The organism is Paraburkholderia sp. FW306-02-B (assembly GCF_058782725.1).
The window spans coordinates 784,010-799,913 of record NZ_JBYSXZ010000001.1 but is presented as its reverse complement, the minus strand read 5'-3'; the positions used below and the strand labels follow the sequence as shown (position 1 = coordinate 799,913).

The following is a 15,904-nucleotide window of genomic DNA, read 5'->3' as shown; positions in this document are numbered from 1 at the left end:
CGGCTATAACTACACGCCCGGCACCCACGGAAGCCAGAACTTCGTTACTTCAACTGCGCCTGTGTGTAATACCCGCTCGTGACGAGCTCCGACTGCCAGTTGTCCTTGTCGACGAGGATCGGTTTCACGAGATAGGTCGGAACAATCTTGGCACCGTTGTTGTAGCTCTTCGTGTCGTTCACGGGCACGGGCTTTCCAGTCAGCGCGTCGTCCACGATGTCGGCCGTGATGCTGGCCAGCTTGCGCGTATCCTTGAACACGGTCGTCGTCTGGTCGCCGCGTATGATTCCCTTGACGTTCTGCAGGTCCGCATCCTGTCCCGTGACGACCGGCATCGGCTGTTGCGCCGAACCGTAGCCGACACCCTTGAGCGAAGAAATCACACCGATCGCGATGGCGTCGTTCGGCGTCCACACGGCATCGAGCCGGTTGTTGCCATAGAAGGCGCTCAGCAGATTGTCCATGCGGGACTGGGCCGTGGCGCCGTCCCAGTTGCGGGTCGCGACTTTCTCGAAGGGCACCTGCTTGCTGCGAACAACGAACTTCCCGCTGTCGATATACGGCTTGAGTACCGACATCCCGCCGGCGTAGACCATATGCGCGTTGTTATCGTCCGACGAGCCGCCAAAGACCTCGATGTTGAAGGGGGTCTTGCTGCCCTTCTTCTGCCAGGCGGTGACGATGCTCTGGCCCTGCAGGACACCCACGCCGTAGTTGTCGAACGTCGCGTAGTAATCGACGTCCCTGGTCTGGCTGATCAGGCGGTCGTACGAGATGACCTTGATATGACTCTTTTGCGCAAGCGCCAGAGCGTCGGAGAAGGTCTTGCCATCAATCGGAGCGATCACGAGCGCCTTGACGCCCTTGGCCAGCATGTTCTCGACCTGATTGACCTGAGTCGGCACGTCGTAGTTGGCGTACTGGAGATCGGCGGAATAGCCCTTCGCTTTCAGCGCGTCGACCATGCTTTTGCCATCGGTAATCCACCGCGACTCCGTCTTGTCCGGCAGCGAAATCCCAATGACCCCCTTGTCCTGCGCGTAAGCGGATATTGACACCGCAGACAATGCAATCGAGGCAGCCAGAGCCGCTGCAACGTTCTTGATAATGTTCATCGTTTGTCTCCTGATAAGGACTACATATTTAGCTTCTGACTCTCGTTAGCCAGTTTTTGACGGCAAGCCCTGAAAGGAGGCCTGCCGTTCACCTTCCTAGTCAATAAAGACCTCTGCACCGGCCTGCTTCGACGAAGCGAACATCGCCTCAATGACGCGGCTGATGTTGTATGCCTGTGTGGCGGGAACAACCGACGGCGTGCCGTTGCGAAGCGCGTCGAAGAATGCGTTCGATTCGCGGTCGAAGTAAACCGGGTTCCCGATTTCGGCAATGTCGGGCGAATATTCGGTCTTCTTCGTGGCCCAGATTTCGGGGAAGCTCGTTTCCTGCCATTCGGTCCATCCTTCCGGATAGGCGCCCTTGCCCGCGTCGTAGATCTTGTAGCTCGACGGCAGCGAACGGGATGACATGATGCCTTCGGTACCGTACGCCGTGATGTCCCAGCTTTCCGTCCAAGGCAGCACGTCCCACGACATGAAGTCGATGACGACAATCTTGTCTTCGTAGTTCAGCACGGCGCCTGCGGCATCTTCGCGAGACTCGTCGCCGTGGAAGTTCGGGAACTTCGTGATACGGGCATTGACGGATCGCGGCAGGCCAAAATGCAGCAGAATGCGGTCGACGAGGTGGCAGCCGATGACAAAGACGGCGCCGCCGATGTCGCCCGGCTGGGTCATGTGTGCCGTTCCCGCCTCGTCATGTGAGCAACCGCCGTGCGCACGCACCTGGACGACCTTTCCGAGGCGGCCGCTCTTGAGCGCCGCCTGCATGGCGTCAACCGACGGAGCAAAGCGCCAGCAGTAGCCAACCTGCACGAGACCGCCCGTACGCTCGACCGCTTCGACGATACGTTTGGCATCCGCGGAACTGCGGCCCGCGGGCTTTTCGCACAGCACTGACTTGCCGGCCCCGAGTGCTTCGATGGTCAGGTCGGCCATCTTCTCGCTCTTCGAGTGCACGAGTACGACGTGCACCTTGTCGTCCGCGAGAATGTCTTCTTTCGTGCGCGCTTCGAGGCCGAGCGCATCCACGAACGGCTCAAGCAGCGGACTGGTGTCCCACGCGCCGAGCATTTTTGCGTCGGAACGACGCTGGATTGCCTTGACCCGACCGGACGTGTGTGGGTGGGTAATGCCGAGGCACGCCACGCCTACCGTTTCGTTGGCACCAATCTTTCGCGTCATGTCTTGTCTCCTCCGGATTACCAGTTACACCTTGATCGATTTCCCCGACATCGCGGATTCGAGCGCGCAGTCAGCCAGACGCAATGCCTTGAGGCCGTCCTGCACCGAAGTCGGCAGAGGCGCGTTCGTACGCAGTGCCTCGACGAACGCTTCGAGTTCAGCCTTGTAGGCCGCCTCGTACCGCTCGAGGAAGAAGTTGAGAAGAGGTTCGCGGACATCGGTTGCCTCCTTCGTCCAGCGACGGATCGTCGAAGGCCGGAGGTTCTCCTGCAGGAGCATGCCCTTGGAGCCGGACACCTCCATGCGTTGGTCGTAGCCGTACACAGCCTCGCGGCAGCAATTGATGTGGCATTGCTTGCCCGAAGCAGTACGAAGCTGCACCATCACCGTATCGAAATCGGAGAGCTCCGCCAGCGACGGGTCGACGAGCCGGCTCGCCATTGCCATCACTTCGACCGGCTCTTCGCCCAGTAGCCAACGGGCCATGTCGAGGTCGTGAATCACCATGTCGCGGAAGATGCCGCCGGAATGCTCGACGTAATCGCGGGGTGGCATACCCGGATCGCGACTGGAGATGACAACCTGGCGCACCTCGCCCACATCGCCTGCGTCGATCGCCTTGCGGAATGCCTGGGACGTCGGATCGAAGCGCCGGTTGAACGCGAGCATCACACGACCGCCGAGGCGCTCGACCTCGTTCGCCGCTGCGAGTGACTTTTCCATGTCCAGGTCGATTGGCTTTTCACACAGCACAGCCTTGCCTTTCGCCACCGCTTGCAACATGAACGTGATGTGGGTGTCCGTCGGCGTGCCGATGACAACGGCATCGATGTCATCGCGCTCGAGGACAGCCGAGGCATCTGTCGACGCTTCGCAGCCGAGTCGTTCGGCGAGCGAGTTGGCAGCCTTCTCAAAGGGGTCTGCTACGACAACCAGCTTCGCGTTCGGGCTGGCGGCAACGTTGCCTGCATGAATACGGCCAATCCTGCCAGCGCCGAGTACAGCGATTCGAATCATGTGAGTCTCCAGAAGTACTTTGTGGTTTAAGGTCAAGCGCTTCAGGCGGAAGTCGCGCTTCTTGCCGAGAACTGAGCGATGGTGGTGTCGTAGGCGCGCTTTGCCATCTCGTCGAGCGGCAACTTCCGGTGCTTCTCGGAGATGAGCTCCACGCCGTAGTAAGGAAGCGTGCAACCTGCTTGTTGCAGGGCATCAATAAAGGCGGGACAGTCGCCGGCACCTTCGCCGCAAAGCTGGCGGTTAAAGCTCGAGTCCTCAAACAGCGTCCCTTTAACCTGCGCGCCTACGTCATTCAGCTCTACTCCCTTGATGAAGCGCGCCGGGATTCGGGCGACCTCGCTATAGGGGCTGCCACCGCGTACTACGTGCCAGTGGTCAACCATCAGGCCACCGTTGGGTTGGTCGGCGCCTTCAGCAATCTTCAGCGCGTCGCCGATGTTTCGGATGGGAGAAAAGGGCATAAATTCGATTGCGACCGTCGCGCCAACTGTCGCGACGTCCTGGCAAAGTTTCGCGAATTCGTCGGTCATGCGCGCAAAGTCGGCCGGACTTTCGTCGAAGGGGCTCGCGCCGATTTTCAGATTGCGCATACCAAGTTCGCCGCCCAGTTCGATGACACGGCGACGGAAACTGTCCGATTTGGTACGCGCCTCGCCATCGAGGTACCAGTCCATAAGAATTTCGAGCTCGAAGTTCTTCATGCCCGTGTCGTCCAGAATATTCTTGACCCCGGAGAGCCCGTATTTCTCGACGCTGTACTCGAGGTCATCGAGGATGAGGCCGATGCCGCTCCAGCCAGCACGCGATGCCGCTTCGCAACGGTCTCGCAGCGGGAACGGACTGATTTCGGCCGGTCCACACGGATAGACGTCGCCGGCAATAGTCCAGTACGCAGCCAGCAGTTCAATGTTCTTCGCGCTCATGTGTAGTAGTCCTGTTTCTCAGTTTCATCAGTTCGTCGACGGCACGCGCGCCCGCGTGCCAAACGATTACGGGATTGCCCGCGTGGGGTTGGTGGACGTCGCGAGAGTGAAGTCCCACGACACAGACCAAAACGGAGATGAGAACCCGACGCGCTTACCAGCTTCCGGGTCGTCAATCCTGTTGAATTCGGCGATGAGCTCACGCTTGACGCCGAAGACCGCGTCTTCGGGGAGATACGGGCAGTCAGGCGTGAAAATGTGAGTGATGACGGGATCAAAGCCAGGCGCGGTCACGATGAAGTGCAGGTGAGCAGCTCGGTTCGGGTGTCGGCCCATTGCGCCCAAGAGCTTCCCGACCGGCCCGTCCGATGGAATCGGGTAGTGGCGCGGCTTGACGGACTTGAACCAGTACCGGCCCTCTGCATCCGAGGTGAATACGCCACGCAGATTCGATTCCGGCTGAATCCCCTTTTGCTGGACGTCGTAAAAGCCATCGTCATTGGTCTGCCAGACTTCGAGCTTCGCGTTCGCGACAGGTGTGCCCTCGATGTCCGTCACGCGCCCTGCAACGACCAGAGGCTCGCCCTTTCCGTCGAGGCAGATGTTCGCGCCGTTCTCATATTCGGGTGCATTCGCGACATAGAACGGGCCGAGAATCGTATTCGGTGTGGCCCCGTTCGGCCGGCGATGATTGATCGCGTCGACAAGCATCGAAACGCCGAGGATGTCCGACAGCAGGATGTACTCCTGTCGCCAGTCGGTGCACATCTGACCGGTTTCAGTCAGGAAGCGGATCGCGGCAAACCACTCTTCGTGCGTCGGCTCGATTTCCTTCACCGCCGCATGCAGATGCTTGACCAGAATCGTCATGACCTGTCGCAGCCGCTCGTCGGCATTCTGATCCATGCGAGCGTTGACGACGTCGGCCGAGCGCGCTTCGTCGAAATACGGTGACGGGGGCGGCGAAACAGAGGGTGCTGCATGTTGCATGGAGCGTCTCCTTCAATGTTCTCGTACAGCTTTGAGACGAGTCTATATTCCTCGAAGCCGGCAAAACAGAGCTGAAAAGGGAATCTCTTTCGTGCAAGGTGGGAAAGTGGGAAGGGCCGGCAGGTTGACTGTGCCGCGCGACCGTCATGCGGTCCAGTGCCGCTCGTACTCGTTCTGCTGGAACCGCTCGACAAGTGCGTCGATAAACAGGCGAACCTTTGCCGGCATATGAGCGCGGGTCTGGAATGCAATGTTCATCGTGAGCCGGGGCAGGTCCCAGTCATTCAGCACTGGAACCAGGCGGCCCGCCTTGAGGTCGTCGTACACAATATATTTGGGTTGCACGAGAATGCCCATGCCGTCGAGCGCGGCGACCCGAAGTATCTGGCCGTCGTTGGATTCAAGAAGAGGCTTGATCTTGACGAGAACCGATTCGCCTGTGCGACAGAATGCGAGCTCACGCGGATTGTCGGCGAGTGCGTAATTCAATACCTTGTGCCTGACCAATTCTGCCGGGAAGCACGGCAAACCATTTGCTTCGATGTACGAAGGAGCCGCAACCAGTATTCGCCGGGTCGCGGCAAGCCGCCTGACCGTTATGTTGCTGTCCGCCTCAAGAACCTTGGTACGGATTGCAACGTCAATGCCATTTTCGATGATGTCATAGTAGCGATTGGCTGCCACAACATCCACCGTGACGTCCGGATAACACGCCGTAAACTCACGGAGCATCGGCGCAATATGCAGCATGCAGAACGAGAGCGACGCGGTAACGCGAAGCACGCCACTTGGCCGTACGATCGCTTCCTTGATGACCGACTCAGCTTCGCCGAGGTCTGCCAGGATGGACTTGCAGCGCCGGTGAAATTCTGCGCCAGCCTCCGTGAGATAGAGATTGCGCGTCGTCCTGCGCACCAACTGGACACTCAGTCGAGTCTCCAGCGAGATCAGGTAGCGGCTTGCTGCGGAGATGGAGAGGTCTACAGCCTCCGCAGCCCGACTGATACTGCCCGTCTCGGCAACCTCAACGAATAGCTGTAATTCCTTGAACTGGTCCATCTGCTTGCACCTTCCCACCTTTCCTCAAGCTCACGCAGCACGACAGTGCACGCAGACGAGCGCCATCGATAAATACGTCCAACCAGCCACTTGCCACACGCAGCAGATCATAAGCCAGAAAATCTATCGGCGGGTGACACGAAACACATCAAAAACACATCAATATTCGGAGTTACCCTGACCTGGCCGTGAATTTGCGCCGTGTTGCGTGGCAACGTGTGATCATTTACTCATACGCAATGTGAACGATCTGCTGACAGTCGAACAACGGGATCCGCTGCCTGGCGTCCGCCGCATCACGCGTCGCGCAGCAGTCGCCCTCCTTCTGAAACATGGCATCCGTAGCTGGTGCCGGGATATCATGAACCATCAAAAGACCATCAAACACGAGGCGCAGGAATGGCTCACCGCTTTCTTATAAAGGAGATAGCTCTGCAGGCAGGGCTCGGAGTGGCAACAGTCGACAGGGTGCTGAATGGGCGCGCTCATGTTCGCGAACACACACGCAAGCGAGTCGAACAAGCCATCAAGGAACTCGAAAGACAGGAAGTGCAGTTGGCGAGCGCTGGTCGGAAGCTCGTAGTCGATGTAGTCGTAGAAGCCCCCGCACGCTTTGCTGACGAAATCAAAAATGCACTTGAAGCAGAATTGGCCGCGTTGCGCCCGGTCGTCTTTCGGCCGCGCTTTCTAATGCGCGAAACGATGACAACGGCCGAGGTACTCGAAGCTCTTCGGTCAATTGGACACAGAGGAAGCCATGGGGTTTTCCTGAAGGCGCGCGATGTTCCCGAAATTGCGGAGGCAATAGGCGAACTACAGCGCCGCGGCATTCCAGTGATCACGATCTTCACCGATATCCCGTTGTCCCGTCGCGTCGCATACGTGGGGCTGGACAATCGGGCCGCCGGCGCCACTGCCGCATACCTTCTTGCCTGGTTATTAGGTCCGCAGCCCGGTAACATCCTGATAACGATGAGCGACGAACGCTTCAGGGGCGAGGAAGAACGTGAAATAAGCTTTCGACGCACGCTGAGGAACCGATCTCCACAGCTTACGTTAATTGACGCCAGTGGCGGCCACGGCCTTGACACGCCCACGGAAGAACGAGTCCGCAGGGTCCTCGCCGCACATACCCGTATCGCTGCGGTCTACTCCATGGGAGGTGGAAATCTCGCCATTCTCCGAGCGCTCGAAGCTCAACAGCAATCACCGCTTTGCTTTATCGGGCACGATCTGGACCAAGACAACGTGCGCCTGCTGCGCGAGGGCAAGGTGCAAGTGATTCTATATCACGACCTGCGCCAGGACATGCGATCGGCGTGCCAACACATCATGCACTTCCACAAGCTCCTGCCAGCGTCTGCCGTATCGCCCTCCTCATCGGTCGTCGTCGTGACGCCCGAGAACATTCCAGAGCATATAGCGAGCCGGTTTCGTTCATAACGATGTTGATGGAGGCAGTGTCCAAAGCGAGCGGGGAGCGGGTTGCGACTGGCCGCCTCCTGTCGGCTCCTAATCTCGCGGTCGAACCTCGCTCGCAAATCGTCTGGCGCGAAGTCAGCCTTCGGGCGGGAACGGTTAGATAACACGGAAAAGTGCGCCCGCCCCAGTCGAGGTTCGAGATACAAACTGTCCCGAACCCCTTCCACGCGCCCTAGAACTGGTGGGCGATACCCGCGATTACGCCGAACTGGCTCTTGCCATAGTTCGGGTTTGTGCTGGACGCGGCGCTGCTCACCGGGTCGTTATTAGTGTTCGCGCCATACAGCCCGCTGTCTAGCCCAAGATTGGACGTCGAACTATTCCGAACGTAACCGAGCTCGGTATAGAGGAGCGTGCGCTTCGACAGCGAATAGTTCGTGCCCAGCGTGTATAGCGTCGCGTTACCATTGCCGTGATTGGCGTTTGCGTGATACACCGCACCGGTGATCGAAAGCGCTGGCGTGGTCTGCCAGATGGCCCCAATCCATTCGTGATTTACTGCTGTCGGCAGCGATGTGCCTGACGGCAGCGTTGTCGGAGTGGCCGTACCAAAGTATCCTGCATTGGACGCGTTGGGTGCGCTGAGGTGCTGATAGCCAATATACGCAACCACGGGGCCAAACGCGTAGGTCGCACCCGTAAGGATAGAGCGCGAGGCCAGGTACACATTGCTGAACTGGCCGTTGGGATCGCGGACCTCATCATATGTGGCCTGCCAGTAAAGGCCGCCTGTCTGGTACGACAGCTTGATGCCGTCCGATCGCCCCTGAGCGCTACCCAGACCGCTCGATGAGCCCAACTGGCCCGGCGCGCTTCCCGGATTCCCGGAGTTCCATTTCGTCGAGTTCGTCAGGTCGTATTGACCCTGCAGCGTAAATCCCGCGAGCGTCGGCGACAGATACTCAATACCGTTACCCGCCTGCGAAAAGATCCGGCCACGCACCAGCGTACCAATCGCATATTTCTTCGTCTGCTGAGGGTCGACATCGCCCGAATACTGACTTATTTCGGCCGAGCCCATGTTGCCGAACTTCAGTTGACCCCATGTGTCGTTGTGCAAACCTACAGTCGCCTGCCCCTCGAAGAAACTGCCGTTGGCGAGGCTACCGTTTTGTGTGTTGAGGCGGGACTCAAGGTGGAAAATAGCCTGTGTACCGCCTCCGATATCTTCAGTGCCTTTGAGACCGAATCGCGACTGGGCCCATCCTCCACTCTGTGCGCCGAACACGTGCCCTTTCGGCAAGCCAGTCTCGTATTGAAGTCCGTTGTCTACGATGCCATACAACGTGACGTTGCTTTGCGCACTTGCCGACGCCGCTGCCGACACCGCAACCAGTCCACACACAATCCTTTTCATACCATCTCCTCTGCGTAGTACTACGAATTTAATAGTCTATTTGTCAATCTGATTCTGCCAGCTGTACCGGGACATTCGAGAGCGCAAGACCGAGCCATGGCCACAGCCCGTCAATCACGCGGGAAGCCTCCTTCCGACACCCGCTCGGGCAATGCGCGCCGAGTGACCACTTTCGTTGCCTTCGGAATCCGAGAGCAAGGAGCGCGACATCCCCGGTAACGAATCCCCTCTCCTTCGGGCCCGACCGCAAAGCCCGGAAGGATACCGGCCTCCCTGTCACGCGGTATTTGTCGACTGTCCTGCTACTTCACCTGCGCCTGTGTGTAATACCCGCTCGTGACGAGCTCCGACTGCCAGTTGTCCTTGTCGACGAGGACCGGTTTCACGAGCTAGGTCGGAACAATCTTGGCGCCGTTGTTGTAGCTCTTCGTGTCGTTCACGGGCACCGGCTTTCCAGTCAGCGCGTCGTCCACGATATCGGCCGTGATGCTGGCCAGCTTGCGCGTATCCTTGAACACGGTCGTCGTCTGGTCGCCGCGTATGATTCCCTTGACGTTCTGCAGGTCCGCGTCCTGTCCCGTGACGACCGGCATCGGCTGTTGCGCCGAACCGTAGCCGACACCCTTGAGCGAAGAAATCACACCGATCGCGATGGCGTCGTTCGGCGTCCACACGGCATCGAGCCGGTTGTTGCCATAGAAGGCGCTCAGCAGATTGTCCATGCGGGACTGGGCCGTGGCGCCGTCCCAGTTGCGGGTCGCGACTTTCTCGAAGGGCACCTGCTTGCTGCGAACGACGAACTTCCCGTTGTCGATATACGGCTTGAGTACCGACATCCCGCCGGCGTAGACCATATGCGCGTTGTTATCGTCCGACGAGCCGCCAAAGACCTCGATGTTGAAGGGGGTCTTGCCGCCCTTCTTCTGCCAGGCGGTGACGATGCTCTGGCCCTGCAGGACACCCACGCCGTAGTTGTCGAACGTCGCGTAGTAATCGACGTCCCTGGTCTGGCTGATCAGGCGGTCGTACGAGATGACCTTGATATGACTCTTTTGCGCAAGCGCCAGAGCGTCGGAGAAGGTCTTGCCATCAATCGGAGCGATCACGAGCGCCTTGACGCCCTTGGCCAGCATGTTCTCGACCTGATTGACCTGAGTCGGCACGTCGTAGTTGGCGTACTGGAGATCGGCGGAATAGCCCTTCGCTTTCAGCGCGTCGACCATGCTTTTGCCATCGGTAATCCACCGCGACTCCGTCTTGTCCGGCAGCGAAATCCCAATGAAGCCCTTGTCCTGCGCGTAAGTCGAGGCGCTCGCTGCAGCAAATCCAAGCACCACAGAAACCGCCAATGCCAAAGTCTTCGCCATATTCATCTTCTGTCTCCTCATTAGTCTTACTTATTTTAAAATTTCTTTTTAGTTTGATTCTGCTTGCAAGGTGCACGCCCTGAAGCGACACCAGTTCAGTACTTTGATCGATGGCAAACCGGGCAACGTTAGGTCGATCACGAAGACGGTGCGGCTAACACCCTCAGGCGATGGCATGCGGCCAGCAACAGCCTTGTTGCACGAAGGTGTACGGGCTCACCCACCATCTCGCAGCGATAAACTTTTCCGGCAGGAATAGCAAAACAGAGGGGACTGCTCAGCGCCTGTAGTGTCTCCGTCGATAATTCACTGCAACTTTTTCGCGAGTGTATATTTCCCAACCTTGAAGACACAGAGCCAAAAGGGGAAACTCTTTCGCAATGGAAGGGAAAATAGACATCCGGTAAAGATGGCTACGTGAGGGCACACCCCTACCTTCGCCATCTTCTGCCGTTTCCCTGTATTCATTTGAGTAGATAGTGCGTCCTGTCCGGATCAGTCTTCATGATCGACAGATGCCACCGACTGACAATGCCCGCAAGTATCCGTGCTTCGGCACAAAGCAGTAGACGTGCTCGCCTGAGATTCGCAGCCAGCGCCGGACGCTAACATCGTGACCAGAGCCTCGCCTCGCACTGGATTTTGCCAATGGTATTCACTGAACGGCACAGTCCTGGCTCCGCAGGGCGACGGAAGAAAATCCCGTCGCCGCTGCGGAAGTTGGCGCCCGTTAATGCTTGAGACAGGTGTCCAAGGTGTCGGCCGTGCAAATATCGATGCCGGTATACGTGGGGTCCGAAACCTTCTTTCCAGATGAAATTTCCTGGAGCATCAGAATCGCCTTTGCACCCATCTCATACGGTCTCTGCCCCACATTGCCATTACTGTAGCCATCTTTTAGCTGCTTCAACTGCATGGGCAGCGTGTCCGCAACAAGAACGACGAGCTGCTTTGACTTGATCCTCGGAAGTACCGATTGTACGGCCTGGCGGTATGCGTTATCCGACCACTGGGTAAATGCTCCAGTCGATACAAACGCGTCCAGCTGACTTCCGTACTTCGTCAGAATATCCGACAGTTGCTGATCCGCTTTTGCGCTGTCGTCGTTCGTGAAAAGCGGACACCCGTCGACCTCTGTCCAGCCATGTTGCCCCGTCAAGCGGTTTCCAGGCGGGGTGCTGCCATGTGTGCCAGCCAGCGTGTCTCGAATCCCCTGCAGCCGTTCATTGTGGTTCGCGGCGGCAGCCCCGCCCGACTGCAGACAGATCTTGCCTCCCTGCGGTTTCATTTGCTGCAGAAGCTTCGCCAGATTCACACCGATATCGTAGTTCTTCGTCCCGACGTAGGCCTGCCGATATGATTTGTCTTGCGGGAGAAGATCCGAATCCCAGGTAATCGTCGGAATGCCGGCCTCCTGCGCCGCCTTCAAGGCACGTGCGATCGCCGGCGCATTTGCAGGTGACACTGCAATACCCTTGACGTGACGCGTAATCAAATCCTGAATGATTTGAATTTGCTCCTGCTCGTTGGCTTCCGATGGGCCAACATAGAGGCATTTCCCGCCCTTCAACTTGTCGGTTACGCTGTTGCATCCGTCACGCGCCAGGTCGAAGTAGGGATTGTTCATTGCTTTGGGAACTAGCGCATATACATCCTCAGCGCGAACAGTGAGCGACTGGACGCACAGGGCAGCCCCGAGCGCCAGCAGCGGCAACAATGCTTTTTTCATCGTGCACTCCTCCATAATGTTATTAAGAATCGGTCGAGTCAGTCACTCGACTTGCGGCGCAACTTCTCCAGCATGACTGCAAGAATGATGAATCCGCCGAGGAACGTGCCCTGCCAGTAGGGGTCGACGCCGGCCAATAGGAGGCTGTTGCGGATAACCTCGATTAACGCTGCGCCGATCGGAGCGCCGATGGCATAGCCGATACCACCGGCTAGATTTGCGCCCCCGATAACAGTCGCCGCGATCACTTGCAACTCACTTGATAGTCCTAAGGCGTTCGTTACCGAGCCAAGCCAACCGACCATCAGAAAAGCGGTGATGCCTGCTGTAAGACTCGACAGGACGTAGACCGAGACGGTAAGTCTCTCAATGGCGATACCGCACAGCTTCGCCGCCGCGGCGTTTCCGCCGAGCGCGAAAACATGCCGTCCCCATGCCGAGTAGCGGTACACGAGGACAAAGATCACCGTCATGATCGCCAGTACCCAGGCAGGGTTCGCAATGCCCGCCGTCGTTCCTCCTCCGATTTGAAACAGAAGTGCCTGATCAGGTCCAAACTCCCAAAAGAGCTTGTTGTTCGAGAAAACCAGAGCGAGCGATCTGGCAATCGCGAGCATCCCGAGTGTTACAACAAACGACGACATGCGGAAATATGCAATCAGCACCCCGTTAACCAGACCACACACTGTCGCGGTCAGGAGACACGCTGCTAGTCCGATCCAGATCGAGTGCCCTCCAGCCATTACTATCCCAAGCACAATTCCTGAGACGCCCATCACCGAACCGATCGACAAATCGATGCCGCCGGTGATAATTACGGTCGTCATACCCAGTGCCATGATGCCTGTAAAGGCAAAATTTCGACTCGTGTTGAAGAGGTTTTGTGTCGACAAAAACTTGTCACTCACAAAGCTCATTACGAAGCAGACGAGCAGCATCGCCAAAAAGACCCACACTGGCTGAGCATGTGTAATGGACTGTAGAAAGCCAGACTTGCGCCGTTGGACGATGGCGCTAAAATCATCAATCCTCGTTGCGGATTGCCTGTTCATCATAATTTCCTCCTGGATCGCTGTCAGGCCGATTCGATCGCACCCGTGATCAGCCCTGTGACTTCTTCAGGCGAACTTGAGGCGATGCTCTTATCCGCAACTTTCCGACCGCGACGCATGACGAGAACGCGGCTGCAAACCGCAAAGACGTCGGGCATGCGGTGGCTGATCAAGATCACCGTGTGATTCGTGTCTCTGAGCCGCTCGATCAGGGCAAGGACTTCGGCGACCTGTCGAACGCTTATGGCTGCGGTCGGTTCGTCCATGAGAACGAGCTTCGGATTGGAAAGACGAGTACGGGCGATTGCCACAGCCTGGCGCTGCCCGCCCGACATTCTCCGTACGAGTTGCCACGGGCGAGTCTCAGATTTCAGTTCCGCAAAAAGTTCGGCTGAGCGTTCGGCCATGGCTTTGTCATCCAGGATGCTGAACGGGCCAACTTTGCGCTTCAGTTCACGGCCGAGGAAGACATTTCCGGCGGCCGTCAGGTTATCGCTCAGCGCCAGATCCTGATAAACCACCTCGATACCTTTGTCTCTGGCATCGATTGGCCGATTGAAATGACAAAGCTCGCCGTCCACAGAAATCTGACCACCGGTCGGCGAAAAGTTGCCGGCAATCATTTTGACGAGCGTAGATTTTCCTGCGCCGTTGTCTCCCATGAGGGCGACTACTTCGCCCTTTCCAATCGAACAGCTGACGTCCGAAACGGCTTGAATCGCGCCGAAGCTTTTCGATACATTCCTTAACTCGAGAATAGCCATAGACCACGTCTCCTGATTTTGTAAGCGTCACGGCATCAAGGCCGTGATCCTTCGGTGACTTACGACACGTTGAGCAGACTCCTCTCTCGCGAGGAGCGAATGGAAGTGTCGATAACCTTTTAAATCTCCCGTACCTTGCGAAAGTCCGGTCCAGTCATCGGCCCGCCTGCGATCGCCTTCAGGAAGTCAGCGATCTCGATTATTTTCAAATCGTCGAAGCCGGGTTGATGACCGGGCGCAACGATGAAATTGCCGTAAATCCTTCGCTGATCTGATCCCGCGTGCGTAGGGCAGAAATTGACAATCGCGCTAACGTCGCCATTGGCAATCATGGAACGGGCCAATTGCAGAGCCAGCGGGTCGCCCCTTAGTCGACCTTTACCATTCGTCCAGTTCTCACGGATTCCACTGCGCAATCCGCAAGCTTCAATGCCTGACGGCCATCCTTTGGCGTGACCGGCATTGGCAGACCGTCGCGCAATGCCGTAAGGAATGCTTCGAGTTCGGCCCGATATGCGTCGGCATAGCGCTCAAGGAAAAAGTTGAGCAAGGGTTGCCGAGACTCGGTTTGCTCCGCCGTATATCGACGCACGGTTGTAGGCCTCAAATTCTCGTTCAGCAGCATTCCCCGCGAGCCGAAAATTTCGAACCGCTGATCGTATCCATAGACGGCTTCCCGGCAGCAGTTGATGTGACATTGCTTCCCAGACGCCGTTTGCATGATCACCATCAATGTATCGAAGTCGTCGAGTTCTGAGAGCGTGCTCTCCACGACCCTGCTCGCAACAGCCATCACCGACACGGGTTCTTCACCGAGCAGCCATCGCGCCATGTCGAAATCGTGGATGGTCATATCTCTGAAGATTCCGCCCGAGTGCTTCAAATAATCCAGCGGCGGCAGCCCGGGGTCTCGGCTCGAGATGATCACCTGTCTGACGTCGCCAATATCGCCGGCGTCGATGGCACGTCGAAGCTCGATCGAGCTAGGATCGAAACGCCGGTTGAATGCCAGCATCACCCGTGCCCCCAGTGCCTCGAGTTCTGCCACCGCGGCGTCGGCGCGCTTAATGTCCAGATCCACCGGCTTTTCGCAAAGCACAGCTTTCCCCGCACGCGCCGCAGCCAACATCAAGTCGACGTGCGTGTCGGTTGGCGTGCCAATGATCACAGCGTCTACATCTGCACGCGAAATTGCGTCGAGGGGATTCGAAACCGCCTCGCATCCAAGTTGTTCTGCGAGCGACTGAGCGGCATTTTCGAATGGATCAGCTACGACGACTAACGACGCGTGCCGGCTAGCAGCAGCGTTTGCAGCATGGATTTTGCCGATTCGTCCGGCGCCCAATACGGCAATGCGAGTCATACCATGTCTCCAATTTGATTGACGATCGCCGGGTCCGACCGGCTAGTGTTGATTAACGCTCAGGCGCCTGGCGCGCCGAGTACATCGATGCAAAACTAACTTTCACCAGGTTTCTTGCTGCCATTCAGAGGCGACTGACAGTCGTGCGAAACGGGTCATTCCATCATTCGTCGATGGGGCTATGGGACGGCGCTCTGGCGCAAGAGGCACTTAATGTTGCATAATCTATATTATGCAATTTTTGTTGCGTGTCAAGGTTTGCGTGCGCCTCAACGATCTTCCCGAGATCGCCCGGATCGGCGGAGATCCCCTTGCAACAAGGCTTTTCCTCGCCAGGCAGCGCGATCTGCAAGGTGAACCGAGGGAAAACGATAGGTTCCGCGAATCACCGCACGGTGTGTCTTGCAGCACGAGTCGAACCGTTAGTTCAAGTCGTAAACACTCCGTTCTGTTCAGCAGCTTCACCACCTCTATTTAATATGTTGTACGAAATTTATATGT

General features: G+C 57.5%; 14 protein-coding genes and 1 pseudogene. 2 read left to right on the top strand and 13 right to left on the bottom strand.

Features of this window, described 5'->3' with window-relative positions; genetic code table 11:
* Positions 1–44: 44 nt before the first annotated feature.
* The 6 genes from chvE (AC3WOG_RS03515) to AC3WOG_RS03490 form a co-directional block, all read right to left on the bottom strand.
* Positions 45–1,115 (bottom strand): multiple monosaccharide ABC transporter substrate-binding protein, encoded by a 1,071-nt coding sequence (gene chvE / locus AC3WOG_RS03515; RefSeq protein ID WP_492576693.1) that lies wholly within the window; start codon positions 1,113–1,115, stop codon positions 45–47.
* A 96-nt stretch (positions 1,116–1,211) separates the two neighbouring features.
* On the bottom strand, positions 1,212–2,300 hold the full coding sequence (locus AC3WOG_RS03510; RefSeq protein WP_492576692.1) for a Gfo/Idh/MocA family protein: 1,089 nt from the start codon (positions 2,298–2,300) through the stop codon (positions 1,212–1,214).
* Between the two features lie 24 nt (positions 2,301–2,324).
* Complete coding sequence (iolG, locus tag AC3WOG_RS03505) at positions 2,325–3,317, bottom strand: inositol 2-dehydrogenase (RefSeq protein WP_492576691.1); 993 nt, start codon at positions 3,315–3,317, stop codon at positions 2,325–2,327.
* A 41-nt stretch (positions 3,318–3,358) separates the two neighbouring features.
* A complete protein-coding gene (locus tag AC3WOG_RS03500; protein ID WP_492576690.1) occupies positions 3,359–4,240 on the bottom strand; it encodes a sugar phosphate isomerase/epimerase family protein in 882 nt (293 codons plus the stop codon).
* A 66-nt stretch (positions 4,241–4,306) separates the two neighbouring features.
* Positions 4,307–5,230, bottom strand: coding sequence for an intradiol ring-cleavage dioxygenase (locus tag AC3WOG_RS03495; protein WP_492576689.1), 924 nt, complete (start codon positions 5,228–5,230; stop codon positions 4,307–4,309).
* A 144-nt stretch (positions 5,231–5,374) separates the two neighbouring features.
* Positions 5,375–6,289, bottom strand: coding sequence for a LysR family transcriptional regulator (locus AC3WOG_RS03490; RefSeq protein ID WP_492576688.1), 915 nt, complete (start codon positions 6,287–6,289; stop codon positions 5,375–5,377).
* Between the two features lie 241 nt (positions 6,290–6,530).
* On the opposite strand from AC3WOG_RS03490, the gene AC3WOG_RS03485 reads away from it, so the two are divergent.
* Together AC3WOG_RS03485 and AC3WOG_RS03480 are read left to right on the top strand one after the other, a co-directional pair.
* The gene (locus AC3WOG_RS03485) at positions 6,531–6,710 is read left to right on the top strand and encodes a hypothetical protein (protein WP_492576687.1); all 180 of its coding nucleotides are present in this window, start codon (positions 6,531–6,533) and stop codon (positions 6,708–6,710) included.
* On the top strand, positions 6,689–7,732 hold the full coding sequence (locus AC3WOG_RS03480) for a LacI family DNA-binding transcriptional regulator (protein ID WP_492576686.1): 1,044 nt from the start codon (positions 6,689–6,691) through the stop codon (positions 7,730–7,732). The genes AC3WOG_RS03485 and AC3WOG_RS03480 overlap by 22 nt, the downstream gene beginning before the upstream one ends.
* A 211-nt stretch (positions 7,733–7,943) precedes the next feature.
* On the opposite strand, the gene AC3WOG_RS03475 is transcribed toward AC3WOG_RS03480, so the two are convergent.
* The 7 genes and pseudogenes from AC3WOG_RS03475 to iolG (AC3WOG_RS03445) form a co-directional block, all read right to left on the bottom strand.
* Positions 7,944–9,128: a porin gene (locus tag AC3WOG_RS03475; protein WP_492576685.1), complete on the bottom strand. Its 1,185-nt coding sequence runs from the start codon at positions 9,126–9,128 to the stop codon at positions 7,944–7,946.
* A gap of 302 nt (positions 9,129–9,430) precedes the next feature.
* Positions 9,431–10,501 (bottom strand): annotated as a pseudogene (gene chvE / locus AC3WOG_RS03470) (multiple monosaccharide ABC transporter substrate-binding protein).
* Positions 10,502–11,225: 724 nt separating this feature from the next.
* A complete protein-coding gene (locus tag AC3WOG_RS03465) occupies positions 11,226–12,224 on the bottom strand; it encodes a sugar-binding protein (protein ID WP_492576684.1) in 999 nt (332 codons plus the stop codon).
* Between the two features lie 38 nt (positions 12,225–12,262).
* Positions 12,263–13,279 (bottom strand): ABC transporter permease, encoded by a 1,017-nt coding sequence (locus tag AC3WOG_RS03460; protein WP_492576683.1) that lies wholly within the window; start codon positions 13,277–13,279, stop codon positions 12,263–12,265.
* A gap of 20 nt (positions 13,280–13,299) precedes the next feature.
* Positions 13,300–14,040 carry an ATP-binding cassette domain-containing protein gene (locus tag AC3WOG_RS03455; protein WP_492576682.1) on the bottom strand — a complete coding sequence of 247 codons (741 nt, stop codon included), beginning with the start codon at positions 14,038–14,040 and terminating at the stop codon, positions 13,300–13,302.
* A 119-nt stretch (positions 14,041–14,159) separates the two neighbouring features.
* Positions 14,160–14,372 (bottom strand): hypothetical protein, encoded by a 213-nt coding sequence (locus AC3WOG_RS03450; RefSeq protein WP_492576681.1) that lies wholly within the window; start codon positions 14,370–14,372, stop codon positions 14,160–14,162.
* Positions 14,373–14,407: 35 nt separating this feature from the next.
* Complete coding sequence (gene iolG, locus AC3WOG_RS03445; protein ID WP_492576680.1) at positions 14,408–15,403, bottom strand: inositol 2-dehydrogenase; 996 nt, start codon at positions 15,401–15,403, stop codon at positions 14,408–14,410.
* Positions 15,404–15,904 lie beyond the last annotated feature (501 nt).